The organism is Streptomyces sp. NPDC058620 (assembly GCF_042717135.1).
In the GTDB taxonomy this organism is placed as follows: Bacteria; Actinomycetota; Actinomycetes; order Streptomycetales; family Streptomycetaceae; genus Streptomyces.
Genome location: NZ_JBHXQO010000018.1, coordinates 91,993 through 114,951 on the forward strand (window position 1 = coordinate 91,993; position 22,959 = coordinate 114,951).

General features: G+C 72.2%; 20 protein-coding genes, 5 tRNA genes and 1 pseudogene. 18 read left to right on the plus strand and 8 right to left on the minus strand.

Annotation, left to right across the window (positions count from 1 at the left end; translation table 11 throughout):
• The first annotated feature begins 272 nt into the window (after positions 1 to 272).
• From ACFWSK_RS19255 to ACFWSK_RS19290, 8 genes are all read left to right on the plus strand, one after another.
• Entirely contained in the window at positions 273 to 1,334 is a 1,062-nt protein-coding gene (locus ACFWSK_RS19255; RefSeq protein ID WP_383787422.1) for a methionine ABC transporter ATP-binding protein, read from the plus strand.
• Positions 1,331 to 2,002, plus strand: coding sequence for a methionine ABC transporter permease (locus ACFWSK_RS19260; RefSeq protein ID WP_383787425.1), 672 nt, complete (start codon positions 1,331 to 1,333; stop codon positions 2,000 to 2,002). The genes ACFWSK_RS19255 and ACFWSK_RS19260 overlap by 4 nt, the downstream gene beginning before the upstream one ends.
• Positions 2,003 to 2,074: 72 nt before the next feature.
• Positions 2,075 to 2,941, plus strand: coding sequence for a MetQ/NlpA family ABC transporter substrate-binding protein (locus ACFWSK_RS19265; RefSeq protein WP_383787428.1), 867 nt, complete (start codon positions 2,075 to 2,077; stop codon positions 2,939 to 2,941).
• 101 nt (positions 2,942 to 3,042) lie between these two features.
• Positions 3,043 to 3,729 (plus strand): GNAT family N-acetyltransferase, encoded by a 687-nt coding sequence (locus tag ACFWSK_RS19270; protein ID WP_383787431.1) that lies wholly within the window; start codon positions 3,043 to 3,045, stop codon positions 3,727 to 3,729.
• Between the two features lie 103 nt (positions 3,730 to 3,832).
• Positions 3,833 to 5,071 (plus strand): precorrin-6y C5,15-methyltransferase (decarboxylating) subunit CbiE, encoded by a 1,239-nt coding sequence (cbiE, locus tag ACFWSK_RS19275; RefSeq protein ID WP_383787434.1) that lies wholly within the window; start codon positions 3,833 to 3,835, stop codon positions 5,069 to 5,071.
• A gap of 334 nt (positions 5,072 to 5,405) precedes the next feature.
• On the plus strand, positions 5,406 to 8,906 hold the full coding sequence (gene cobT / locus ACFWSK_RS19280) for a nicotinate-nucleotide--dimethylbenzimidazole phosphoribosyltransferase (RefSeq protein WP_383787437.1): 3,501 nt from the start codon (positions 5,406 to 5,408) through the stop codon (positions 8,904 to 8,906).
• Between the two features lie 388 nt (positions 8,907 to 9,294).
• The gene (cobA, locus tag ACFWSK_RS19285; RefSeq protein ID WP_383787440.1) at positions 9,295 to 10,548 is read left to right on the plus strand and encodes a uroporphyrinogen-III C-methyltransferase; all 1,254 of its coding nucleotides are present in this window, start codon (positions 9,295 to 9,297) and stop codon (positions 10,546 to 10,548) included.
• Positions 10,549 to 10,612: 64 nt separating this feature from the next.
• Positions 10,613 to 11,431, plus strand: coding sequence for a TrmH family RNA methyltransferase (locus ACFWSK_RS19290; RefSeq protein ID WP_383787443.1), 819 nt, complete (start codon positions 10,613 to 10,615; stop codon positions 11,429 to 11,431).
• Positions 11,432 to 11,441: 10 nt separating this feature from the next.
• Here ACFWSK_RS19290 and ACFWSK_RS19295 read toward each other — a convergent pair whose 3' ends face one another.
• Positions 11,442 to 12,782 (minus strand): serine/threonine-protein kinase, encoded by a 1,341-nt coding sequence (locus tag ACFWSK_RS19295; protein ID WP_383787446.1) that lies wholly within the window; start codon positions 12,780 to 12,782, stop codon positions 11,442 to 11,444.
• 684 nt (positions 12,783 to 13,466) lie between these two features.
• Here ACFWSK_RS19295 and ACFWSK_RS19300 point away from each other — a divergent pair.
• From ACFWSK_RS19300 to ACFWSK_RS19310, 3 genes are all read left to right on the plus strand, one after another.
• Positions 13,467 to 13,673 (plus strand): hypothetical protein, encoded by a 207-nt coding sequence (locus ACFWSK_RS19300; protein ID WP_383787449.1) that lies wholly within the window; start codon positions 13,467 to 13,469, stop codon positions 13,671 to 13,673.
• Between the two features lie 246 nt (positions 13,674 to 13,919).
• Positions 13,920 to 15,035 carry a phosphotransferase gene (locus ACFWSK_RS19305; protein ID WP_383787452.1) on the plus strand — a complete coding sequence of 372 codons (1,116 nt, stop codon included), beginning with the start codon at positions 13,920 to 13,922 and terminating at the stop codon, positions 15,033 to 15,035.
• A 65-nt stretch (positions 15,036 to 15,100) separates the two neighbouring features.
• The gene (locus ACFWSK_RS19310; protein WP_383787455.1) at positions 15,101 to 15,412 is read left to right on the plus strand and encodes a zf-TFIIB domain-containing protein; all 312 of its coding nucleotides are present in this window, start codon (positions 15,101 to 15,103) and stop codon (positions 15,410 to 15,412) included.
• 127 nt (positions 15,413 to 15,539) lie between these two features.
• Here ACFWSK_RS19310 and ACFWSK_RS19315 read toward each other — a convergent pair.
• The 5 genes from ACFWSK_RS19315 to ACFWSK_RS19335 form a co-directional block, all read right to left on the minus strand.
• Positions 15,540 to 15,614 (minus strand) — tRNA-Val (locus tag ACFWSK_RS19315).
• 23 nt (positions 15,615 to 15,637) lie between these two features.
• Positions 15,638 to 15,709, minus strand: a tRNA-Val gene (locus ACFWSK_RS19320).
• Between the two features lie 19 nt (positions 15,710 to 15,728).
• Positions 15,729 to 15,800, minus strand: a tRNA-Val gene (locus ACFWSK_RS19325).
• 1 nt (position 15,801) lies between these two features.
• A tRNA-Cys gene (locus tag ACFWSK_RS19330) sits at positions 15,802 to 15,875 on the minus strand.
• A 37-nt stretch (positions 15,876 to 15,912) separates the two neighbouring features.
• Positions 15,913 to 15,985 (minus strand) — tRNA-Gly (locus ACFWSK_RS19335).
• A gap of 163 nt (positions 15,986 to 16,148) precedes the next feature.
• Between ACFWSK_RS19335 and ACFWSK_RS19340 the strand changes: the two genes are divergently transcribed.
• The 3 genes from ACFWSK_RS19340 to ACFWSK_RS19350 are packed head-to-tail and all read left to right on the plus strand — an operon-like array spanning position 16,149 to position 18,891.
• A complete protein-coding gene (locus ACFWSK_RS19340) occupies positions 16,149 to 17,186 on the plus strand; it encodes a chorismate-binding protein (protein ID WP_383787489.1) in 1,038 nt (345 codons plus the stop codon).
• Positions 17,183 to 18,004, plus strand: coding sequence for an aminotransferase class IV (locus tag ACFWSK_RS19345; RefSeq protein ID WP_383787458.1), 822 nt, complete (start codon positions 17,183 to 17,185; stop codon positions 18,002 to 18,004). The genes ACFWSK_RS19340 and ACFWSK_RS19345 overlap by 4 nt, the downstream gene beginning before the upstream one ends.
• A 50-nt stretch (positions 18,005 to 18,054) precedes the next feature.
• A complete protein-coding gene (locus ACFWSK_RS19350; protein WP_383787461.1) occupies positions 18,055 to 18,891 on the plus strand; it encodes a GNAT family N-acetyltransferase in 837 nt (278 codons plus the stop codon).
• A 46-nt stretch (positions 18,892 to 18,937) separates the two neighbouring features.
• Here ACFWSK_RS19350 and ACFWSK_RS19355 read toward each other — a convergent pair whose 3' ends face one another.
• Positions 18,938 to 19,453 (minus strand): DsbA family protein, encoded by a 516-nt coding sequence (locus ACFWSK_RS19355; protein ID WP_383787464.1) that lies wholly within the window; start codon positions 19,451 to 19,453, stop codon positions 18,938 to 18,940.
• Positions 19,454 to 19,607: 154 nt separating this feature from the next.
• On the opposite strand from ACFWSK_RS19355, the gene ACFWSK_RS19360 reads away from it, so the two are divergent.
• The 4 genes and pseudogenes from ACFWSK_RS19360 (at position 19,608) to ACFWSK_RS19375 (ending at position 21,998) form a co-directional block, all read left to right on the plus strand.
• Positions 19,608 to 20,066, plus strand: a complete 459-nt coding sequence (locus tag ACFWSK_RS19360) for a hypothetical protein (RefSeq protein ID WP_383787467.1) — start codon at positions 19,608 to 19,610, stop codon at positions 20,064 to 20,066.
• Positions 20,067 to 20,363: 297 nt separating this feature from the next.
• The gene (locus ACFWSK_RS19365) at positions 20,364 to 21,380 is read left to right on the plus strand and encodes a LacI family DNA-binding transcriptional regulator (RefSeq protein ID WP_383787470.1); all 1,017 of its coding nucleotides are present in this window, start codon (positions 20,364 to 20,366) and stop codon (positions 21,378 to 21,380) included.
• A gap of 35 nt (positions 21,381 to 21,415) precedes the next feature.
• Positions 21,416 to 21,682, plus strand: a pseudogene (locus ACFWSK_RS19370) (acetylxylan esterase); the annotation flags it as partial.
• Between the two features lie 160 nt (positions 21,683 to 21,842).
• Positions 21,843 to 21,998 carry a hypothetical protein gene (locus ACFWSK_RS19375; RefSeq protein WP_164711272.1) on the plus strand — a complete coding sequence of 52 codons (156 nt, stop codon included), beginning with the start codon at positions 21,843 to 21,845 and terminating at the stop codon, positions 21,996 to 21,998.
• Between the two features lie 90 nt (positions 21,999 to 22,088).
• Here ACFWSK_RS19375 and ACFWSK_RS19380 read toward each other — a convergent pair whose 3' ends face one another.
• Positions 22,089 to 22,661 (minus strand): CGNR zinc finger domain-containing protein, encoded by a 573-nt coding sequence (locus ACFWSK_RS19380; protein ID WP_383787473.1) that lies wholly within the window; start codon positions 22,659 to 22,661, stop codon positions 22,089 to 22,091.
• Positions 22,662 to 22,959: the final 298 nt, after the last annotated feature.

Below are 22,959 nucleotides of genomic sequence, written 5' to 3' on the forward strand. Positions count from 1 at the left end.
ACCGAGGCGATCACCACGCCCGGTGCTCGTTGTATGTGTCGAATGCGCGCCTTCTGAGCCCCGCCTGAGTCTCACGCCCCGAAGCGAGACCGAGCCCCCGCCGTCCGCACCCAGCGGAACGTGCCTGCCCGAGCATGCGCTGCCTTCCGGCCGTCCGCCGCGATCAGCCGCGCCGAGACCTGACCGGTCAACCACTGCGAACAGTCTCATCAGACGAATGCCCCGTGCCCGGCGGACACCGCGCCGCGCACTCGACAGTGACGGAAACCCCTGTGATCACCACTACGGGCCTCACGAAGGTCTACCAGTCGCGCGGCCGAGAGGTCACCGCCCTCGACGGCGTCGACCTGCATGTCCGCGAGGGCGAGGTGTACGGCGTCATCGGACAGAGCGGCGCCGGAAAATCCTCCCTGATCCGCTGCGTCAACCTGCTGGAACGCCCCACGTCCGGCACCGTGACCGTCGCGGGCCAGGACCTCACCGCACTCGCGGGCCGGGGCCCCCGCGCCGGCAAGGAGCTCCGGCAGGCACGCAGCCGCATCGGCATGGTCTTCCAGCACTTCAACCTGCTGGCCTCCCGCACCGTGCAGGACAACGTGGAACTCCCCCTGGAGATCCTCGGCGTCTCCGGCCGTGACCGGGCCCGCAAGGCCCTGGAACTTCTCGACCTGGTCGGCCTCTCCGACAAGGCGAAGGCGTACCCCGGCCAGCTGTCCGGCGGCCAGAAGCAGCGCGTCGGCATCGCCCGCGCCCTGGCCGGAGAGCCCAAGGTGCTGCTCTCCGACGAGGCGACCTCCGCGCTCGACCCCGAGACCACCCGCTCGGTGCTCCAGCTGCTGCGCGACCTCAACCAGCAGCTCGGCCTCACCGTCCTGCTCATCACGCACGAGATGGACGTCGTCAAGACGGTCTGCGACTCGGCCGCGCTGATGCGCAAGGGCCGCGTCGTCGAGTCAGGCACCGTCCGCGAGCTCCTCGCCACCCCCGGCTCCGAACTGGCCCACGAGCTGTTCCCCGTCGGTGGTACGGCGTCCGGCCCGGACAGCACGGTCGTCGACGTCACCTTCCACGGGGAGGCCGCCGGACGGCCGGTGATCTCCCAGCTCTCCCGTACGTACAACATCGACATCTCGATCCTGGGTGCCGCCATGGACACCGTCGGCGGCAACCAGATCGGCCGGATGCGCATCGAGCTCCCCGGCCGCTTCGAGGAGAACGTCGTGCCGATCGGCTTCCTGCGCGAGCAGGGCCTCCAGGCCGAGGTCGTGGAGCCCGAAGCTCCCGGCGTACCCGCCCAGACCCCCGCCCCGCTCACCAAGGAGGCCGTCAAGTGACCTGGTCCGAAATGCAGCCACTGCTGACCCAGGGCACCGTCGACACCCTCTACATGGTGCTGTGGTCCGCGCTCGTCACCGTCCTGGCCGGCCTGCCGCTCGGCGTCCTGCTGGTCCTCACCGACAAGGGCGGACTGCTGCGGAACACCGCGGTGAACAAGGTCATCGGCGCGATCGTGAACGTCGGCCGCTCGCTGCCCTTCATCATCCTGCTGATCGCACTGATCCCCTTCACCACCTGGGTCGTCGGCACGTTCATCGGCCCCACGGCCATGATCGTCCCGCTCGCCGTGGGCGCCATCCCGTTCTTCGCCCGGCTCGTCGAGACGGCGATCCGCGAGGTCGACCACGGGCTCGTCGAAGCCGTCCAGTCCATGGGCGGCTCCATCCCGACGATCGTCCGCAAGGTCCTCCTCCCGCAGGCCCTGCCCTCGCTCGTCTCGGGCGTCACGACCACCGTCATCGTCCTCATCGGCTACTCCGCGATGGCCGGCGCGGTCGGTGGCGAAGGACTCGGTTCCAAGGCCGTCACGTACGGATTCCAGCGCTTCGACAACCAGTTCATGCTCGTCACCGTCGTGCTCCTGGTCGTCATCGTCACCGTGGTCCAGCTGATCGGCGACGGAGCCGTACGCCTGCTGGCCCGCCGGGGCCGCACCACCACCTGAGACTTTCCTCCCCACCAAGCCCGAACTCCTTGTCCGGGCGCTCCACCCTCACCACCGAAAGAGGCACTTTTCGTGCGTAAGAACATCAAGATCACCGCAGCTGCCGCCGCCACCGCCGCCCTCGCCCTCGGCCTCAGCGCCTGCGGTACGGACTCCGACCCGGCGGCCAAGGGCGAGACCGGCGCCAAGGCCGACACCTCCAAGGCACTCGTCGTCGCCGCGTCCCCGACGCCGCACCACGACATCCTGAACTTCGTCAAGAAGAACCTGGCCGACAAGGCGGGCCTCAAGCTGGAGGTCAAGGAGTTCACGGACTACGTCCTGCCGAACACCGCGACCGAGACCGGCCAGGTCGACGCCAACTTCTTCCAGCACAAGCCGTACCTGGACGACTTCAACAAGCAGAACAACACCCACATCGTCCCGGTCGTCAACGTGCACCTGGAGCCCCTGGGCCTCTACTCCAAGAGCGTCAAGGACATCAAGGACATCGAGGCCGGCCAGACCATCGCCGTCCCGAACGACACCACCAACGAGGGCCGCGCCCTTCAGCTCCTCGCCGAGAACGGCCTGATCACCCTCAAGCCCGGTGTCGGCACCAGCGCCAAGCTCAGCGACATCACGGACAAGAAGGGCCTGGAGTTCAAGGAGCTGGAGGCCGCGACCGTGCCCCGCGCCCTGAGCGATGTGGACGCCGCCGTCATCAACGGCAACTACGCCATCGAGGCCAAGCTCAAGCCCGGCAAGGACTCCCTCGTGCTGGAGAAGGCCGAGGGCAACCCCTACGCCAACTTCCTCGCGGTCAAGGAGGGCAACGAGAAGGACGCCCGCGTCCAGAAGCTCGCCGGGCTCCTGAACTCCGACGAGGTCAAGAAGTTCATCGAGGACACCTACCAGGGCTCGATCGTCCCCTCCTTCGGTAGCCCCGCCAAGTCCTGACACCCGGACGGCACTTGCCCACGGAGCCCCGCACACCCCCACAGGGTGCGCGGGGCTCCGTGGTACGGACCCGGCCATGCACAACGTCGGCCGGATGCTGCATGCTGTGCCTTTACACGGTCTTCTGCATGGAGCTGCGCATGACTACCACCTTTCCGTCCATCTCCATCAGCACGGACAGGTTGGTGCTGCGCCCCTTCGACATGGCGGACGTGCCCGCGTACATCGAGATGATGAACGACGAGCTCGTCACCGCCTGGACCGAGAGCCCCCATCCCTACACCCAGGTCGACGCCGAACGATGGGTCCGCAGGATCGCTCCTGCCGAGCGCACCCAGGGCAACGGCATCGTCTTCGCCGTCACCGAGTTCCTCACCCAGCGCCTCGTCGGATCGGTCCGGCTCCTCAACACCGACTGGCGCACCCTCGCCACCGAGGTCCGCTACATCACCGCGCCCTGGGCACGCGGCGAGGGATACGCCACCGAGTCCGTGCTGGCCCTCGCCGAATGGCTCTTCCGGGACCAGCGGTTCGAACGCATCGAGCTGCGCACCCCCGCCGACAACACCGCCTCTCAGCAGGTCGCCCAGAAACTGGGCTGCATCAGCGAAGGCGTCCTGCGCAACGCGCGGATAGCCCGTACCAGGACCGAGAACGGTACCGACGGCGGCTGGACCGACATCAGGACCGACCTGATCGTCTGGGGACTCCTCCCCGAGGACCTCGAAGGGGTCGCCGAGCAGCTGGCCGACGCGGGCGGCTACGGCAGCTACAACGACTGGAACTGACAACGAGAAGCCGCCGGACCCGGCCAGGTACGGACCAGGTACTCTCACCGTGCCCGCCACCCCCGGGCAGCCCCGCCTGCGACACCCCAGGAGACTGACGACGATGGCCGACCGGGTCACGGTGATCGGCTGGGACGGCTCGCCGCTGAGCAGGGCCGCCACCGCCGCCCTCTCGGCCGCCACGCTCGTCGCCGGAGCAGGGCACCACCTCGCCCTCCCCGAAGTCCCCGAACGCGCCGAACGCATCCGTCTCGGCAGCGTCGACCTCGCCGCCCGCAGGATCGCCGGACACCGCGGCAGCGCCGTGGTCCTCGCCGACGGCGACCCCGGCTTCTTCGGCGTCGTACGCACCCTGCGCGCGCCCGAACACGGCCTCGAAGTCGAAGTCGTTCCGGCCGTCTCCTCCGTCGCCACCGCCTTCGCCCGCGCCGGAATGCCGTGGGACGACGCCCAGGTCGTCGTCGCCCACCCGAGGACGCTGCGCCGTGCGGTCAACGTCTGCCGCGCCCACCACAAGGTCGCCGTCCTCACCTCGCCCGGCGCCGGCCCCGCCGAACTCGCCCTCCTCCTCGACGGCGTGCACCGCACCTTCGTGATCTGCGAGGAGCTCGGCACCGACCGCGAACAGGTCACCGTCCTGACCTCCGACAAGGCCGCCGACCACGCCTGGCGCGACCCGAACGTCGTCATCGTCATCGGCGGCGGCCCCGAGACCACCGCCACCGGCGCCTGGATCGCCGGCCGCCAGCCCGCGTACCCCCAGGGCGTACGAGGCTGGGCGCTGCCCGCCGACGCGTACCGCGACGGTGCGGCGGACATCGCGGGGGAGAGCGGCGAGGGCGAGTTCCCGGGGCTGCGCGCCGCCCAGTTGGCACGCCTCGGCCCGCGGACCGGCGACCTCGTCTGGGACATCGGCTCCGGCAGCGGCGCCCTGGCCGTGGAAGCGGCCCGCTTCGGCGCGGCGGTCCTGGCCGTTGACAGCGATCCGGAGGCGTGCGCCCGCACCACAGCCGCCGCCCGCGCCTTCGGGGTTCCGCTCCAGGTCGTCCAGGGCAGGGCCCCGCACGTCCTGGAACGCCTGCCCGAACCCGATGTCGTACGGATCGGGGGCGGCGGCGTCCCGGTCGTCACCGCCGTGGCGGACCGCCGCCCCGAACGGATCGTCACGCACGCGTCCACCCGGGACGAGGCGGAGGCACTCGGAGGCGCACTCGCCGCGAACGGATACCGGATCGACTGCGCCCTCCTCCAGACCGTCGAACTCGACACGACCGCATGGTCGGAGCGGGAACGCTCTGTCGTCTTCCTGCTCTCCGGCGTGCGTTCGGACCTCGCCCCCTGACCCGGTCGGAGACGGCGGGAGGTAGGCTGGCCGATCGTTGTACCGCGCCCGGTCGTTCGTCGCTTCGTTCGTCAATGTCCGGAAAAGGGGACCGTTTTGGTCCTCGCTGTGGTACGGCACAACCGGGGGACGCGCGCGACGTGGCGCAGTCCACAGCGAGCCGTGGCAGAAGTAGCTGCCGCGGCGGCGAACGGCCGCGAGAATGTGTATGTCCGCGGGCGATTCGTGCCGCGCGGCGAGCCCGCTCGTTCTTGTAGACGAGCACCGGCGTGCCGTGGTTCGGGCGTCCCGGGCGAAGGGCCGAAGGAGCACTGACGATGGGCGAGGGGTACGCATGACTGACACCGGCCAGATCCCGGGCGAGGGACTGCCGGAGAACGCAGGCATGGTGGAGCAGCCGGGCGTCCCCGCCCCGGACGCCTACACCTTCCTCGATCCCTCCGAGCAGGCACCCGAGGACGACGACCTTCTCCTGATGCCCACGTCCCAGGGTGCGTGGAGCGACCCGCAGGCGGCCCCGGCCGAGCCCGCGGCGTACGCACCGGCACCCGAGCAGGCCGCGTACCAGCAGCAGTCCTACGCGCAGGCCCCGGTGCAGACCGCCCCACAGGACCTCTTGTACGGCCATCAGGTCCAGGCCGCGCAGGTGGCGGAGCAGATGGCGGGAACGCACGAGTCCGGCGGCCGTGACACCGGCTCCGTCGACCTCAACGGCGTACGTATCCCGGCGCCCATGGCCGCATCGACCCCGGCTCAGGCCCAGGCACCGGCGCCGGCCCCGGCGGGTGCCCAGGCCGCTGCCGCTCCCACGCGCCGCCCGCTGCACCGGGGGCCCGCCTCCACCGAGGCGCCGTCCTTCGGCAGCACACCCAGCGGCGGCACACCGAGCGGCGGAGTGGTCCGCTCGCTGGCAGACCGGGGCCCCACCGCCGCACCCCAGACCCAGATCCAGGCACCGGCCCGGCACGCCGGACCGCCGACCCCGGGCCCCGAATACTTCGATCTGCCGGCCGACGAGGCCCCGCAGCCCGGACCGCAGCCGGGCGAGATCCCGCCGCAGGCCCCTGGCCCGTGGGCAGCCCAGGCACCGCAGCCGGTCGCACCGCAGGCACCCCAGCCGGAGCAGGCGGCTCAGCCCGCCGCCGCGGTCGCCCCGGTCGCCCCCGCAGAAACGGTCGTCCCTGAGCCGGTCGCCGAACCGGTCGCCGAGCCGGTCGCCGAGGCCCCCGTGGAGGCGCCGGCCGAGGCTCCCGCGGAGGTCGTGGCCGAGGTCGTGGCCCCGCCCGCGCCCGTGTCCGAGGGCGACACCATGGGCCGGTTCGTGGCAGTGGAGGGTTCCGTTCCGACGGCCCCGCACCTATCCCCGACACCGGCCGCCGAACAGCCCGTGGCCCCCGAAGCGGTGGCCGTGGCCGAGCAGCCGGCACCGCCGGAGGCCGCCGCCGCCCCGGAGCCGCACCCGGCGCCGGAACCGGTGGCCGAGCCTCAGCCGGAGGCCGTGAACGCCCCGGAGGCCGTGAACGCTCCGGAGCCCGTGAGCGACCCTGAGCCCGTACCCGTACCCGTACCCGTACCCGTACCCGAGCCGGTAGCGGCGCCCGTCGCGGAGACGGTGCCGGAGCCGGAGCCGCTCGTCGAGCCGGCCGCGACGGTCCAGCCCGAGCCCGCGGCCCCGGCAGCTCCCACCGAGCTTCCCGTAGCCGTCGAAGCAGCGGCAGAGCCCGAGCCCGAGCCGACGGTGGAACCGGTCGTGATGGCCGAGCCCGTCCCCGCTCCCGAGCCCGTCCCCGCTCCCGAGCCCGTCCCCGCTCCCGAGCCCGTCCCCGCTCCCGAGGCCACGCCGGCGGCCGAGGCCGCACCGGAGCTCGTCACCGGACCCGAGATCATCGAGACCCCGGAGATCGTGGAACCGGCACAGGCCGCCCCGGCAGCACCCACGGCAGAGGACGCCGCCGAGGCTCCGGCCCCCGCCGAGGAAGCCACCGAGGCACCGGTCCCCACCGAGGCACCAGTCCCCGCCGAGGAGACCGAGAGCGCCCCGGCGGCCGAAACGGCAGAGGCACCCCAGCCGGCCGAGGAGATCGCCGAACCGGCCGCCTACTCCCCGCCCGCCCCCGGCTACGACGACGCCGAGCGCGAGGCAGTGCTCCGCGTGATGCGTGAGCGCCGCGACATCCGTAACGGATTCCGCAGCGACCCGATCCCGCACGAGGTGCTGCTCCGCGTCCTGGAGGCCGCGCACACGGCGCCCAGCGTGGGCCACTCGCAGCCCTGGGACTTCGTCGTCATCCGCTCGGCGGAGACCCGGCGTTCCATGCACGAACTGGCACAGCGCCAGCGCGACGCGTACGCCAAGTCGCTGCCCAAGGGCCGCGCCAAGCAGTTCAAGGAACTGAAGATCGAGGCCATCCTCGACACTCCGGTGAACATCGTCGTCACCGCAGACCCCACGCGCGGCGGCCGCCACACCCTCGGTCGGCACACCCAGCCGCAGATGGCGCCCTACTCCTCGGCCCTCGCCGTGGAGAACCTCTGGCTCGCCGCCCGGGCAGAAGGGCTCGGCGTCGGCTGGGTCAGCTTCTTCGACGAGCGCGAAATGGTCCGCGCACTCGGTCTGCCCGATCACCTCGAAGTCGTCGCGTACCTGTGTGTCGGCTACGTCGACGAGTTCCCCGAGGAGCCCGAGCTGATGCAGGCGGGCTGGTCCAAGCGCCGCCCGCTGTCATGGGTCGTGCACGAGGAGACGTACGGCCGCCGCGCGCTCCCCGGCGAGGAGCCGCACGACCTGCTCCAGGAGACCATCTCCAACATCCGCCCGCTGGACGCCAAGGCGCTCGGCGAGGCATGGGAACGCCAGAAGCGGATGACCAAACCGGCGGGCGCCCTCGGCATGCTGGAGATCATCTCCGCGCAGCTGTCCGGCCTCTCCCGGATGTGCCCGCCGCCGATCCCGGAGCCCGCGGCCGTCGCGATCTTCGCCGGGGACCACGGAGTGCACGCCCAGGGCGTCACGGCCTGGCCGCAGGAAGTGACCGCGCAGATGGTCGCGAACTTCCTCGGCGGCGGAGCGGTGTGCAACGCCTTCGCGGCCCAGGTGGGCGCCGAGGTCTGTGTGGTCGATGTCGGCGTTGCCGCCGAGCTGCCCGCGACGCCCGGTCTCCTTCCCCGGAAGGTCCGAGCGGGAACGGCCGACTTCACGACGGGTCCCGCGCTGAGCCGCGAGGAGGTGCTGGCCGCCATCGAGGTGGGCATCGAGACGGCCCGCGACCTCGTGGCAGCGGGCAACAAGGGCCTGCTGACCGGCGAGATGGGCATCGCCAACACGACGGCCTCGGCGGCGCTGATCTGCGTGTACACGGGGATCGACCCGGCCGAGGTGACCGGCCGCGGCACCGGGATCAACGACGAGATGCACGCCCGCAAGGTCGACGTGGTCCGCCGTGCGCTGGATCTGCACCAGCCCGATCCGTCCGACCCGATCGGCGTGCTCGCCGCGGTCGGCGGCCTGGAGCACGCGGCGATGGCCGGGTTCCTGCTCGGCGGCGCTTCGCTGCGTACCCCCGTCATCCTGGACGGTGTGAGCGCCGGAGCGGCGGCACTGGTCGCCAGGGCGATCGCCCCGGAGTCCCTCGCCGCCTGCATCGCAGGCCACCGCAGTGCGGAGCCGGGCCACATCGCCGCGCTGAACAAGCTGGGCCTGCGCCCCCTGGTCGACCTGGACCTCCGCCTCGGCGAAGGGACGGGAGCGCTGCTCGCGCTCCCCATCGTGCAGAGCGCGGCCCGCGCGATGCACGAGGTGGCGACGTTCGACTCGGCGGGCGTAACGGAGAAGTAACCCCCCTGCCGGGCGGACCGGAGATCCAGTCCGCCCGGCGCCTGAGGGTACGTACGTCAGCCCGTCCGGCGTCCGGCGTCCGGCGTCCGAGGTCCGGGGACCGGGGGACGGGGGCTGGGGTCCGGGAAGGGGCCGGCAGGGCAACAAGCACGCCCCTGGCGCCGCCCCACCCCGCACCGCAGGCGCGTTCCCCGTCCCGCATGTACAGCCCCGGAGACCTCACCCCCGTACACCCCACCTCCTGCCCACCACCCCGTATCGTGTTCCCACGCCCCACCCGTGCCCCAATCCCCGCACGTCACAGCCGCTCCACCGCCGCAGCGGCCCGCAGCACACCGCAGCACTCCGCATCTGCACCCTGCACCCTGCCCGAGGAGCCCGCACAGCCATGGCCGAGCACGCCGAGCACCCCGCCTACCCCGTCGGACTGCGCCTGCGCGGGCGCCGCGTAGTCGTCGTCGGCGGCGGCCAGGTCGCGCAGCGCCGCCTCCCCGCGCTCATCGCGGCCGGCGCAGACATCACCCTGGTGTCGCCGTCAGCGACCCCCTCCGTCGAGGCGATGGCCGACGCCGGCGAGATCCGCTGGGAACGCCGCCGCTACCAGGACGGTGACCTCACGGACACCTGGTACGCCCTGATCGCCTCCACCGACGCCGCCGCGAACGACGCCGCGTCCGCCGAGGCCGAGCGCACCCGCACCTGGTGCGTCCGCAGTGACGACGCCGAGGCGGCCACGGCCTGGACCCCGGCGACCGGCCGCAGCGAGGGCGTCACCGTCGCCGTGCTCACCACCACCTCACAGGGCCGCGACCCCCGCCACTCCGCCGCTGTCCGTGACGCCATCGTCGAGGGCCTGCGTGACGGCACCCTGGCCGCCCCGCACCACCGCACGCACGCCCCGGGCGTCTCGCTGGTCGGCGGCGGCCCCGGCGACCCCGACCTGATCACGGTGCGAGGCCGCCGCCTCCTGGCCGAGGCCGACGTCGTCATCGCCGACCGGCTCGGCCCCCGCGACCTGCTCGACGAGCTTCCGCCGCACGTCGAGGTGATAGACGCCGCCAAGATCCCGTACGGCCGCTTCATGGCGCAGGAGGCGATCAACCAGGCGCTGATCGAGCACGCCAAGGCGGGCAAGGCCGTCGTCCGCCTCAAGGGCGGCGACCCGTTCGTCTTCGGCCGCGGCATGGAAGAGGCTCAGGCGCTGGCCGCCGAGGGCATTCCCTGCACCGTCGTACCCGGCATCTCCAGCTCCATCTCGGTCCCGAGCGCCGCCGGAATCCCCGTCACCCACCGTGGCGTAGCCCACGAGTTCACGGTGGTCAGCGGCCACGTGGCCCCCGAGGACCCGCGTTCCCTGGTCGACTGGGCGGCCCTCGCGCAACTGCGTGGCACCCTCGTCCTCCTGATGGCCGTCGACAAGATCGGCGCCATCGCCGCCGCGCTCATCGCGCACGGCAAGTCCCCCGACACCCCGGTCGCCCTTGTCCAGGAGGGCACCACGGCGGCCCAGCGCCGGGTCGACGCGACCCTCGCGACCGTCGGCGAACGGGCCGTCACCGAGGACGTCCGCCCGCCGGCCGTGATCGTCATCGGCGACGTCGTGAACGTCGGCCCCGGCCCCGTCGCCACCCCCACCGAGTAACCGGCGGTCATGGATCTTCATCCGAGCCGTTGGCACCTCACACCGGACAAGGCAGTATCACCCTGTGGCTGATCTCATCACCATCGACGACCCCGACGACCCCCGCCTGCGCGACTACATCGGTCTGACCGACGTCGAACTCCGGCGACGGCGCGAGCCCGCCGAGGGCCTCTTCATCGCCGAGGGCGAGAAGGTCATCAGGCGCGCCAGGCACGCCGGGTACGAGATGCGGTCCATGCTGCTCTCCGCCAAGTGGGTCGACGTGATGCGTGACGTCATCGACGAGGTCCCCGCCCCGGTGTACGCGGTCAACCCCGAGCTCGCCGAGCGCGTGACCGGCTACCACGTACACCGTGGCGCCCTCGCCTCCATGCAGCGCAAGCCGCTGCCGACGGCCGACGAACTGCTCCGCACCGCGCGCCGCGTAGTCGTCATGGAATCGGTCAACGACCACACCAACATCGGTGCGATCTTCCGGAGTGCCGCCGCCCTCGGCATGGACGCGGTCCTGCTCTCCCCGGACTGCGCGGACCCGCTCTACCGGCGCTCCGTCAAGGTGTCCATGGGCGCCGTGTTCTCCGTGCCGTACGCCCGCCTCGACACCTGGCCCAAGGCCCTGGACGGCGTACGGGAGGCCGGGTTCAAGCTCCTCGCGCTCACCCCGGACGAGAAGGCGTCGAGCATCGACGACGCCGCGCCGCACCGGCTGGAACGGGTGGCACTGATGCTCGGCGCCGAGGGCGACGGCCTGTCCACCCAGGCGCTCATGGCCGCCGACGAATGGGTACGCATCCCCATGGCCCACGGCGTCGACTCGCTGAACGTGGGCGCCGCGGCGGCCGTCGCCTTCTACGCGGTGGCGACCGGACGTCCCCGGAACTGACGGAGCACCGCTACCGCTGAGCCCGCGGCAGCTCCGGTGCCGCGGCCCGCTCGTGCGACTGCGTCAGAGCCCCCTCGGGCGACTGTCCGCCGCCCAGCCCGCGCGCCGGCCCCTGGCAGCCCTGGGCCGCCGCGATCCCCAGGGCCACCAGCAGCGTGACGACGACGAAGACGACCAGCCGCTGCCGCAGCAGTCGGGGATTGGCGGGCCGCCGCCCGGTGGAGGTGGTCCGGGAGCCGGGCCGGGTACCCGGACGAGCCTGTGCACCGTTCGTCCCCTGCGTACCGTGCGGCCGCTTCCCCGAGCGGGTCGTATCGCGTGGCGCCCGCGGACGCGAGCCTCCGGTACGGGGCGGGGCGGACGCGGCTGACCGGGAGGCGGAGCGCTGTCCCTGCGGCCGGGAAGCCGGTTCGGCGCCGTCGCCCGCCCGCCGCGTCTGCTGCTCGGTGTACGCGCCGTCCATCCGGCCGGTGGGCCGGTCCGGGTCCGTCGCGGACCGCTGCGCGGGAGGCCGGCCGTCGTGCAGCCCCTGCGCCTCGCGCGCCGCGATCTCCTTGAGCCGCATGGACAGTTGCAGCGTGCTCGGCCGCTCCTCGGGGTCCTTCGCCAGGCAGGCGCGGACCAGCGGAGCGAGCGCGTCGTGCACGTCGTACAACTGCGGCTCCTCGTGCACCACGCGGTACAGCATCACTTCGGAACTGCCGTGCCCGAACGGCGAATCGGCCATCGCGGCGTAAGCCAGCGTGGCGCCCAGCGAGAAGACGTCGGTTGCGGGGGTCACCGCGGCGCCCCGCACCTGCTCGGGTGCCAGGAAGCCGGGCGAGCCCACCGCCGTACCGACGTGCGTGAGGGTGCTCGCCCCGGTCGCCCAGGCGATACCGAAGTCGATGATCCGGGGGCCCTTGGGGGAGAGGAGGATGTTCGACGGCTTCAGGTCACGGTGGACGACACCGGCCTCGTGGACCGCCACCAGCCCCTCGGAGAGCGCCGCCCCGATCGAGGCCACCTCGGCGGCCGACAGCGGGCCCTCTTCGGCGACCTTGTCGTGGAGCGAGGGGCCCGGCACGTACTGCGTCGCGAACCACGGACGGTCCGCCTCCAGGTCGGCGGCCACCAGGCGCGCCGTACACCCGCCGCGAATCCTCCGGGCGGCGGACACCTCGCGCGCGAAACGCGAACGGAACTCCTGGTCCTCGGCCAGATCCGGGCGGATCACCTTGAGCGCCACGCGCTGTCCGCGCCGGTCCGAACCGAGGTAGACGACACCCATGCCGCCCGCACCGAGCCGTCGGTGCAGCCTGAACGAGCCGACGAGACGCGGGTCCTCGCGCCGGAGCCGCATCATCGCCATGTCTGCCCATCCCCGCTGCCTGGTCCGCCTGACGAGGCACAGCTTACGTACCCGCCGCCCGGCACGCTCAGAGGCCGCGCCCTCGCCGCAGAATCGATTGTCAGTGCCGGGTGGGAAACTTGAGGAGTGGTCAGGGAGCGGTGGATCCAGGCGCCCCGGCCCGTGCGAGATCTCAAGGGAGCCTCGCAGAAGGGGGATTGGATCAGTGAAGGGCGATCGCGTGGAGATGGTCACGGACGCGGGAGACACGGCCAGGACGTACGAGGTGGTGGCCTCCAGGACAGGCCGCAGGGTCGAGACGGCCGTCCGCCGGGGGGTGGTCGAAGTGAGTGAAGTCACGCTCCCCCACAGCCCTGAAGCCACGGGAGGCGCCCCCCTTGACGAGTCGTCCGCACCGCCCGCTTCACGGCGAACCAGAGTGCTCGCCCTGGTCGAGCGACCGGTTCCCAGGGAGGACGCGTCCGAGCGTCCCCTCCGGGATGTCCCCAAGGTGTAGCGCCGCATCTCCACCCAGGGGAGTACGCCGACTACCGACAGCTCATCCTCCGGGAGGCCCGGCAATCGGTACGCGGGCATGACGACCCATGCCCCAGGGTTCCCTAATGTTGAGGTCAAGCGGCGGGCGCAGCACTCGTCCCCCGAGGTCAGACGCCCGCCGCTCCACATCAGGTCAGGAGAGGAACCATGTCGGACACGGCCATGCGGACCATGATCCGTGCGCAGGGACGCAAGGCACACGCCTCGTTCGGTGCCCGTCCGTCCGGTACGCGCCACCCACTGGTGGCGACGGCCATGGTCCTTCCCCTGGCGGCCCTGCTCGTAGTCGTCTTCGGCGGCTGGGACGCGGTGGTCACTCAAGCGTCGTCCGTGGGCGTGATGCTGGGGCGCTGAGCGGCGCCCCGGGTCCGGAAGAGCGGTCCGGACCGGGACATCCGGCCAACAACCCCGTGGGGACGGGGGTGCGGCGGACGGCAGCGTTTGTCCGGCCAGCTGGGGAGCTGGCCGGACATCGCGCTGTCCGGGGTCCTTCGGGGCCGCCCCGGCGGATCAGGGCCGGAGTCACGGCGCCCGGCACGGCACGTACGCTCGGAGCCGGGACCGGCGACAGCGCCGCACCGTCGCCATCCGGGGGAGTCCATGACCACCACCACGGTCGTACGCGCACTGGGCGACCTCGCGCACGACAGCGCCCATCCACGGACCACCGCCTGCGACTGCGCCCCGGCCCAGGTGCTGGCGGACCGCGCGGACGGCACGGTCGTCCGCAGGGGGAAGATCGTGGCCAAGGCCCACGCCCCGGACACCGACGGCCCGGCCCTGGCGGCCCGCCTGGCCCTAGCCGCGACGCCCGCCCTGGCCGGCATCCTCCTGCCGCCGCTCCCGTCACCCCGCGCGGCGGACCCGTCGGCGGCCAACGGCCACGGAGTCGCCCACCAACACCAGCAGGACCAGCAGGACCAGCGGCTGGACCGGCGCCACCCGCCCGCAGCCGGCACCGGCTCGCCCGCCGGACACCCCCCGGAGCCGGCGCCCTCCCGGCCCGGCCCCGCGCAGACGCTCCTGGAAGGCCGCCCCGTCACACTCTGGCCGCACGGCTCACCCGTCGACCCGTCGGACCCCGACGCCGCCCCCTGGGGGGAGGCGGCCGTCCTCCTCGCCCGGCTGCACGGCACGGAGCCGCCCGTGTGGCTCCCGCCGATGCGGGGCCCCGCCAAGGCCGCCCTCGCCGTCGCCAGGATGCGGGCGGCCCGGCCCGACGACCCCGCCACCCGCCCCGTACTGGCGGCCTGGCGCGGGCTGCCCGCCTGGGCCCGCGACGAGGAGCCCCCGCCCGCCCACCGCGCGGGGTTCCTCTGCCACGGGGACCTGCACCTCGGCCAGTTGGTCCGGCACCCCGCACCGCACGGCCCCTGGCTGCTGATCGACGTCGACGACACGGGCCTGGGCGACGCGGCCTGGGACCTCGCGCGGCCCGCGGCCTGGTACGCGGCCGGACTGCTGCCGCCCGGCATCTGGCTGCGCTTCCTCGACGCGTACCGTTCCGCGGGCGGCCCGGCCGTGCGGTCCGAGGGGGACCCGTGGCCGGAGCTGGACGTGCCGGCGCGGGCGCTCACCGTTCAGACCGCCGCGCTCGCCTTCGCCAAGTCCGCTGCGGAGGGACGCAGTCCGGATGAGGTCGAGCAGCTGATGATCGACGCATGTGTCCGCATTGCGTCCCTCCCGCCCGAGTTGGCCGTCGAACGCTCGTCGTAGGGTGAACCGACCGCAGCCGGGCATGAATTCCGGCGACGGCTAACCGACGGCGAGGAGCCGACCAGATGATGCAGTGTCCCAAGTGCCACGCACAGATGCAGACGTTCAACCGCAACGGCGTCCAGATCGAGCAGTGCAGCGGCTGCCGCGGGATATTCCTCGACTACGGCGAGCTGGAGTCCCTGACCCGCCTGGAGTCGCAGTGGACGCAGCAGGCCCCGCCCGCCCCCGCGCCGCCGGCCGCCCCGCAGGCGTACCCCGCCGCGCAGCCGTACCCCGCAGCGCCCGCTCCCGCGTGGGGCGCCCCGCAGCACCAGGGCGGTCACTACGGCCACCACCGTCAGAAGGGCTTCGGCCGGATGCTCTTCTCCTCCTGAGCCCGGCACCACGGCAGCACGGCCCGGACGCACCGCGCCGGTCCGTGCTGCCGTCCTCCGGCTCCCGGCACGATGCTGTGGAGGAACGCTGAAACCCCCGGTCGTCGAGACGACCGGGGGTTTCGGATGGTGCGCGATACTGGGATTGAACCAGTGACCTCTTCCGTGTCAGGGAAGCGCTCTCCCGCTGAGCTAATCGCGCAGGGTGACCCTGCGTGTACTGCGTGCGCGATACTGGGATTGAACCAGTGACCTCTTCCGTGTCAGGGAAGCGCTCTCCCGCTGAGCTAATCGCGCGGGGATCCTTGCGGACCAGTGGACGATACTGGGATTGAACCAGTGACCCCTTCCGTGTCAGGGAAGTGCTCTCCCGCTGAGCTAATCGTCCTTGGAGGTGGAGACGGGATTTGAACCCGTGTAGACGGCTTTGCAGGCCGTTGCCTCGCCTCTCGGCCACTCCACCAGGAGTGAGGGTTCGGGAAGATCCCTCACTTTCTGCGAGCGGACGACCAGGTTCGAACTGGCGACCTCAACCTTGGCAAGGTTGCGCTCTACCAACTGAGCTACGTCCGCTTGTCATTCCCGGTTCGCTTGCGCGTCCCGGCGACGTGTTGAACTCTAGCGGATTCCCGGGCCAGTACAAAAACGCGTTTGCGCAGCTTGCCGAGGTGCACTCGCCCCGACGCAGGTCACGGCGTGCCGTCCTAGACTCACCAGCGTGTACGACCTCGCTCCCATGGCCCGCTTCGGCGGCCTCGTCGCCTCCGGTCTGCGGGATGTGACCACCGATCCCGCGGCCCTCGACTCCTCCGGCTTCTGGGCCGTCCGCGCCGATTTCGAAGGCGGTCTCGTCTGCGCCCGCTTCTCCGACGTACGGCCGGAGCAGGTGCCCGCGCCCTTGCCCGGGGCCTGGCGCGGACCCGCTGTCGGGGACTGGTCCTCGTCCCTGGACAAGACCGCCTACATGGCCGGTGTGCGGCGCATCCGTGAACACATCGCGGCAGGTGAGGTGTACCAGGCCAACCTCTGCCGGGTGATGTCCGCGCCCCTGCCCGACGGTGTGGCGAGTGACGTGGACGCCCTCACCGCGCTCCTCGCGCGCGGCAACCCCGCTCCGTACGCGGGAACGATCCGGCTGCCCGCGCAAGGCGTCGAGATCGCCACCGCGTCCCCCGAGCTCTTCCTGAAGCGGGACGGCCGGACCGTCGAGTCCGGGCCGATCAAGGGCACGGGACGGACCGAGGACGATCTGCTGGAGAAGGACCACGCGGAGAACGTGATGATCGTCGACCTGGTCCGCAACGACCTCGGACGGGTCTGCGCGACCGGAAGCGTCACCGTGCCCGAACTCTGCGTGGTGGAGAAGCACCCCGGCCTCGTCCACCTCGTCTCCACCGTGCGGGGACGGCTCGCGGAGGGCGCGGGGTGGCCGGAACTGCTCGGGGCCGCGTTTCCGCCCGGCTCCGTCACCGGGGCACCGAAGTCCAGTGCGCTGCGGATCATCGAAGCCCTGGAGACCTCGCCGCGGGGACCGTACTGCGGGGGGATCGGATGGGTGGACGCCGACCGCGCCACCGCGGGCCTCGCCGTCGGGATACGGACGTTCTGGATCGACCGCACCGGCGCCGCGCCGGTCCTGCGCTTCGGTACCGGCGCGGGCATCACCTGGGGCTCCGACCCCGAGCGCGAATGGGACGAGACCGAACTGAAGGCGTCCAGACTGCTCGCTGTAGCGTCGGGGACCTACGAGGAGACCGGAAGGACCGCATCATGATGATTTGGGTCAACGGCGAGCTGTGCGACGCCGATGCCGCACGGGTGTCCGTGCTCGACCACGGGCTCACCGTCGGGGACGGTGTCTTCGAGACGGTCAAGACCATCGAGGGACGTCCCTTCGCCCTGACCCGGCACCTGGACCGGCTGACCCGTTCGGCCAGGGGCCTCGGCCTCCCGGACCCGGACCACGACGAGATCCGCCGCGCCGCCCGGGCCGTGACCGACGCCACGCCCCTGCCGCTCGGCCGGCTGCGCATCACGTTCACCGGCGGCATCTCCCCGCTCGGTTCGGACCGCGGCGACAACGGCCCGGGTCTCGTAGTCGCCCTGGGCGAGGTGGGCCGCCGCCCCGACTCCACGGCCGTGATCACCGTGCCCTGGACGCGCAACGAACACAGCGCCGTCGCCGGGCTCAAGACCACCTCGTACGCCGAGAACGTCGTCGCGCTCGCCCGCGCCCACGGTCAGGGAGCCTCCGAGGCGCTCTTCACCAACACGGCGGGGCAGCTCTGCGAGGGCACGGGCTCCAACGTCTTCGTCGTCATCGACGGACAGATCCACACCCCGCCGCTCGCCTCGGGATGCCTCGCCGGAATCACCCGCGCCCTGGCCGTGGAGTGGACCGGGGCGCACGAGACCGAGCTGTCGCCGGAGGTGCTCGGGCGCGCCGAGGAGATCTTCCTGACCTCCACCACGCGCGACATCCAGGCCGTCCACCGGGTCGACGCGCGCGAGCTTCCCGGCGCCCCCGGTCCGGTGACCGCCAAGGCCATGCGCGTCTTCGACGAGCGCGCGGGGGACGACCTCGACCCGTGAGGGCGTAAAAACGGGTGACGGGCCGCCGTACAGCGGATAGAACACCTCTGATGACCACCACCCTGCGGCCGACCGGGCCGAGCAAGCAAGGCGCCGACGGCGCACGGGAACGCGCCTACGACGTGTGCGACAACGGGCGTCCCGTCGGTGCCGTCCAGATCGCCACCGACCCGGCGTTCGGCGCGGCGGCAGGGGTGCTCCGCTCGCTGCGGATCGACGCACCGCACCGGAGGCGGGGCCGCGGCACCATCGCCGCGCTCGCCGCCGAGGAGGTGCTGAGGGGATGGGGCTGTGTCCAGGTCCGCCTGGAGGCCCCCGCCGGCAACGAGGCCGCCCAGCAGCTGGCGGCCGCGCTCGGCTACACGGAGCGCAGCCGGAACATGATCAAGGCGCTGTCGCAGGACCCTCCCTCGCTGCCCGGCGGCCTCGTCGCGCGCTCGATGTCCGAGGAGGAGTTCAGGCGGTGGGAGAGCACTGCCATCACGGCCTACGCCCAGGACTGGATCGACCGCGGCGTCCCCGATGGCCAGGCCATGCGGAAGTCCGAGGCCGACCACGCCAGGCTGCTGCCCAACGGGCTGTCATCGGAAGGCGTGCGTCTGCATGTGCTGGTCCACGACGGGGAAGCGGTCGGCCACATCTGGGTGGCACGCTACGAGCAGGCTCCCGGTGCGTGGATCGGCTGGGTCTACGACGTGGAGGTGCGCGAGGAGTACCGGGGGCGCGGCTACGGCAGGGCGCTGATGCTGGAGGCCGAGGGCATGGCGCTGGCCGCCGGCGTGGACCGGCTGGGACTCCATGTCTTCGCGGCCAACACCCCGGCGCTCCGGCTGTACGAGTCCCTCGGCTACGAGACGACCAACCACAACCTCGCCAAGCCGCTGTAGCCGGCCGGGCCGTCCCCGCGGCGATCCGGCTGTCCCTCTCCGGCTGTCAGTCCCGCGCGGCAAGCAGCCGGTCGGCGATCTCCTCGATCCGCTCGCGGAGCCCCTCCTGGCTCTTGCCGCCATCCAGCCGCTCGTCGCCGATCACATACGTCGGAGTCCCGGTCACACCGATGGCCTTGCCCTCGGCCTGGTCGGCGTCGACGATCAGGAGATGCCGGCCGTCGATCAGGGCGGTGTCGAACTCCTCTACGTCCAGGCCGAGTTCGCGTGCCACGTCGAGCAGCGTTGGCTCACCCGAGCGGCCCAGGTCGGCGGTACGCGCGAGCAGGGCCTCGACGTACGGCCAGCTCCCGCCCTGTACGTACGCCTCCTCGGCGGCCTGCGCGGCGGCGTAGGCGTGCTTGTTCTTGTCCAGCGGGAAGTGCCGCAGCCGTACGTCCAGCCGGTCGCCGTAGCGGGCGCGCAGGGCGTGTACATCGGTGAGGGCCTGGTGGCAGTCGGGACACTGGAGGTCGCACCAGATGTCGAGGACGACCGGGGCCGGGGGTGTGGATTCGCTCATGAAATCAGTCTTTCAGGCCGCGAGGGAGCTTCCCAATCGGGACCTGGGGAGGAGCTCGGCCCTGAAATGTCCCTGATGTGGTCGCGGGTCGTGGCCCCGGCGCGGGCGGCGGTGCAGGATGGAAGGGACGTTTCCCCACGCCTTGGAGGCCCCGATGCTTGCCGAGACCATCTGTTCCGCGGCGTCGGCGGCGGGCCTGGGCATCGCCGCGGTCACCGCGTACCGCAAGCGATTCCTCGCTGCCACCCGGATCGCCGCGTACTCGCTCGTGCCGGTCGGCCTGGTGCTGACCGGGGTCGTCGAGTGGGTGTCCGATATCGCCTTCAAGCCGAGCGTCTGGCTCGGTTTCGGCGTGCTCGGACTGGCCTGGCTGCTCTTCTTGACGACGCGGACGGTGGAGCGCCGCCGCGGCACCACCCGTGAGGAACGCAGGGCGGCCCGCGCGGCGCGGAACGAGGCGGTCGCGCCCGCCGCGGCGGCGCCCCCGCTGACATCGGGCATTCCGGGCGAGCGCCCCCGTACGAAGCCTTCGAAGCCGAAGAAGGAGCAGGCCGCCGGACCCGGCGACGACTTCAGCGACATCGAGGCCATCCTGAAGAAGCACGGCCTCTGAGCGCCGCGTACGCGACCGGAACAGCCCTGTGGGGATGAATCGATTCATGACGCCTTGACGCCCCGCGTCGTTGCGGTTACCGTCCCGATCGCATTGAAACAATTCATCCGGTAGCCGCACGTCGGCCGGCAGCCGTCCCGCGTCGTCGAAGCGCGTCGACGCGCGAGCGCGCGCACCGGTGTCGATAGGGACACCGGATATGGGCGAGGATGACGGAACGTCCGGGGTCACCGTCCGTACGATGGGGAGCCCCCGCGCCCGTGCGCGGTGGCCAGGAGCGTCAGTGGGGCAGGGCAAGTGGGGCGTGTGGCAGGGATCAAGGATGTGGCCCGGCAGGCCGGAGTCTCGGTGGGCACGGTCTCCAACGTGATCAACCGGCCCGAGGCGGTGCTGCCGGACACCCGTGCACGGGTACTGGCCGCCATCGAGGACCTCGGCTACGTACGCAGCGAGTCGGCCCGGCAGCTCAGGGCGGGCCGCAGCCGGATCATGGCGCTCCTCGTCCTCGACATGGGCAACCCGTTCTTCGTGGACGTGGCCCGCGGCGCCGAGAGGGCCGCACGGCAGGCCGGGCTCGGGGTCATGGTGTGCAACAGCGACCAGAGCCCCACGGAGGAGGCCGACTACCTCGGGCTCTTCGCCGAGCAGCGGGTCTGCGGCGTGCTCGTCACGCCGGCGGACGCCACGGGCCGCAACCTGGAGGCGTTCAGCCGCCACCGGATTCCGTTCGTGCTGGTGGACCGTGTGTCCTTCGGCGGTGACTCCTGCGCCGTCTCCGTCGACGACGTCCGCGGCGGCGCACTCGCCGTCGGGCACCTCGTCTCGGCCGGCCATCGCTCCGTCGCCTATGTGAGCGGTCCCGGCGACCTCCACCAGATACGGGACCGCCGCGAGGGTGCGCTGGCCGCCCTCGCGGAGGCCGGGCTCCCGCCGGAGGCCCTCGTCGAGATCCCGTCCGACCGTCTGGACGTCGCCGCGGGCCGCGACGCGGGCGCCAGACTGCTCGGCCTCGTGCCCCGGCCGACCGCTGTCTTCTGCGCCAACGACCTCCTCGCCCTGGGCGTCCTGCAGTCGCTGTACGCGGCCGGGGTGCGCGTCCCGCAGGACGTGGCCATCGTCGGCTACGACGACATCGAGTTCGCCGCCGCCGCGGCCGTACCACTCACATCGGTGCGTCAGCCCGCTGTGGTGATGGGACGGATGGCGGCGGAACTCCTGCTGGAGGAGGCCGACGACGACGGCACCCACGAGCACCGCAGCGTGGTGCTCCAGCCGGAACTCGTCGTGCGCGCCTCCAGCGCGGCCCCTCGCTGACCCTCCTGCCGGCCCCCTCCCGTCCGACACCCTCCTTCCTCTCCACCCAGCACGGCACGGCCGAGCAGGTCTTCCGTACCCTCTCGTACTTCGACGGCATGAGCTTCGCCGCCCGTGCCACCGCCCGTGCGCTCTACTCGGTGGCGCTGATGGACACGATCTGTCCGCCGTCCACGGTCTTCGCCGCCTACAACCACTGGGCAGGGCCGAAGGAGATCCAGGTCTACCCCTGGAACAACCACGAGGGCGGTTCCGCCGCCCAAGTGGCTCTCCAGCTCCGGGTGTTGCGCGCACTCGCCTGAGCGGACGGGGGAGGGGATGCGAAGACCCGAGGGTCCCGAAAGTGTGACGCCGGATCGGACGCCGGAGCGATTTCTCCCGGCCGCGGCAAGGGTGAACTCCCCGCCGGAAAAAGCGTGTTGATCGCCAGGGAGGGGTCAACTGCGTCATGATCAACCCGAGATGGTGGACACATCCCGGGGCGAAGCCCCCGCACCCCCCGCCGAAGAGCCGCGTGGCTGCCTCTTCGCGCTTTCCCAGCCACCCCTGATGATCTTCCTCACGGTGATCGGGAGTCTGCTGCTGATGGCCGCACTCCACGATCTCTTCCTGCTGTGAGCCCCGGAGCGGCGCTCCGCCCCGCCCCGCCGCCGGGGCCGGCCGCGCCGAGGCGGGCGCCCCCGCGCACGGTGCCCCGGCGGGGGAACGTCAGCGGGACGCTTCCTTGCGGCGGGCCCGGTACGCGGCGACATGGAGCCGGTTGCCGCAGGTGCGGCTGGAGCAGTAACGGCGGGAGCGGTTGCGGGACAGGTCCACGAACGCGCGTCGGCAGTCCGGCGCCTCGCAGCGCCGCAGCCGCTCCTGCTCGCCCGCCACGACGATGAACGCCAGCGCCATGCCGCAGTCGGCCGCGAGATGGTCGGCGATCGAGGCGTCCGGGGCGAAGTAGTGGACATGCCAGTCGTAGCCGTCGTGGTCGGTGAGCTGCGGGGTGGTCCCCGCGGCGGCCACCAGCCGGTTGACGAGATCGGCCGCGGTACGGGCATCGGGCGCCGCGAAGATCTCCGCGAACCGGCCGCGTACGTCCTGTACGGCCCGCAGGTCCTTCTCGGCGAGCCCGCCGACGCCGCTGATGAGATGCCGCTCCGCGAAGTCGTAGAGCGCCTCGACGTCGGCGAGTCCGTCGGTCTGCTCGCTCTCGGGCAGCTCGGACTCCGGTGCGGTGTTCACCAGATCCACCACCGTGTCGAGGGCGATCCGGGTGTCGTGTGGGATCAGCACGCTTCGCTCCCTGGAATCCGGCGGGCGGGCGCCGCCGATGGCCGCTGACTCTACTGGCTCGCGAAGGGCTCATCGGGCCCGGAGCGGGCCCGGGGGCTTCGGGCGGTCAAGTTATCGGCCGGGCGGCCCGGCGGCCCGTGGCGGGCCCGGGGACGGCCCCGTGGGCCGCTTCGCGGGTGCCGGGAGGGCGGCAGGGGGCGGCGGCAGACCGCGGTGCCGTGGCGGCGGTCTCGTCCGCGGCCGGCGGCATACGCGCACCGGCGCCCGGCGCCCCGGGGGGGTAGCCGGGGGGGGGGCC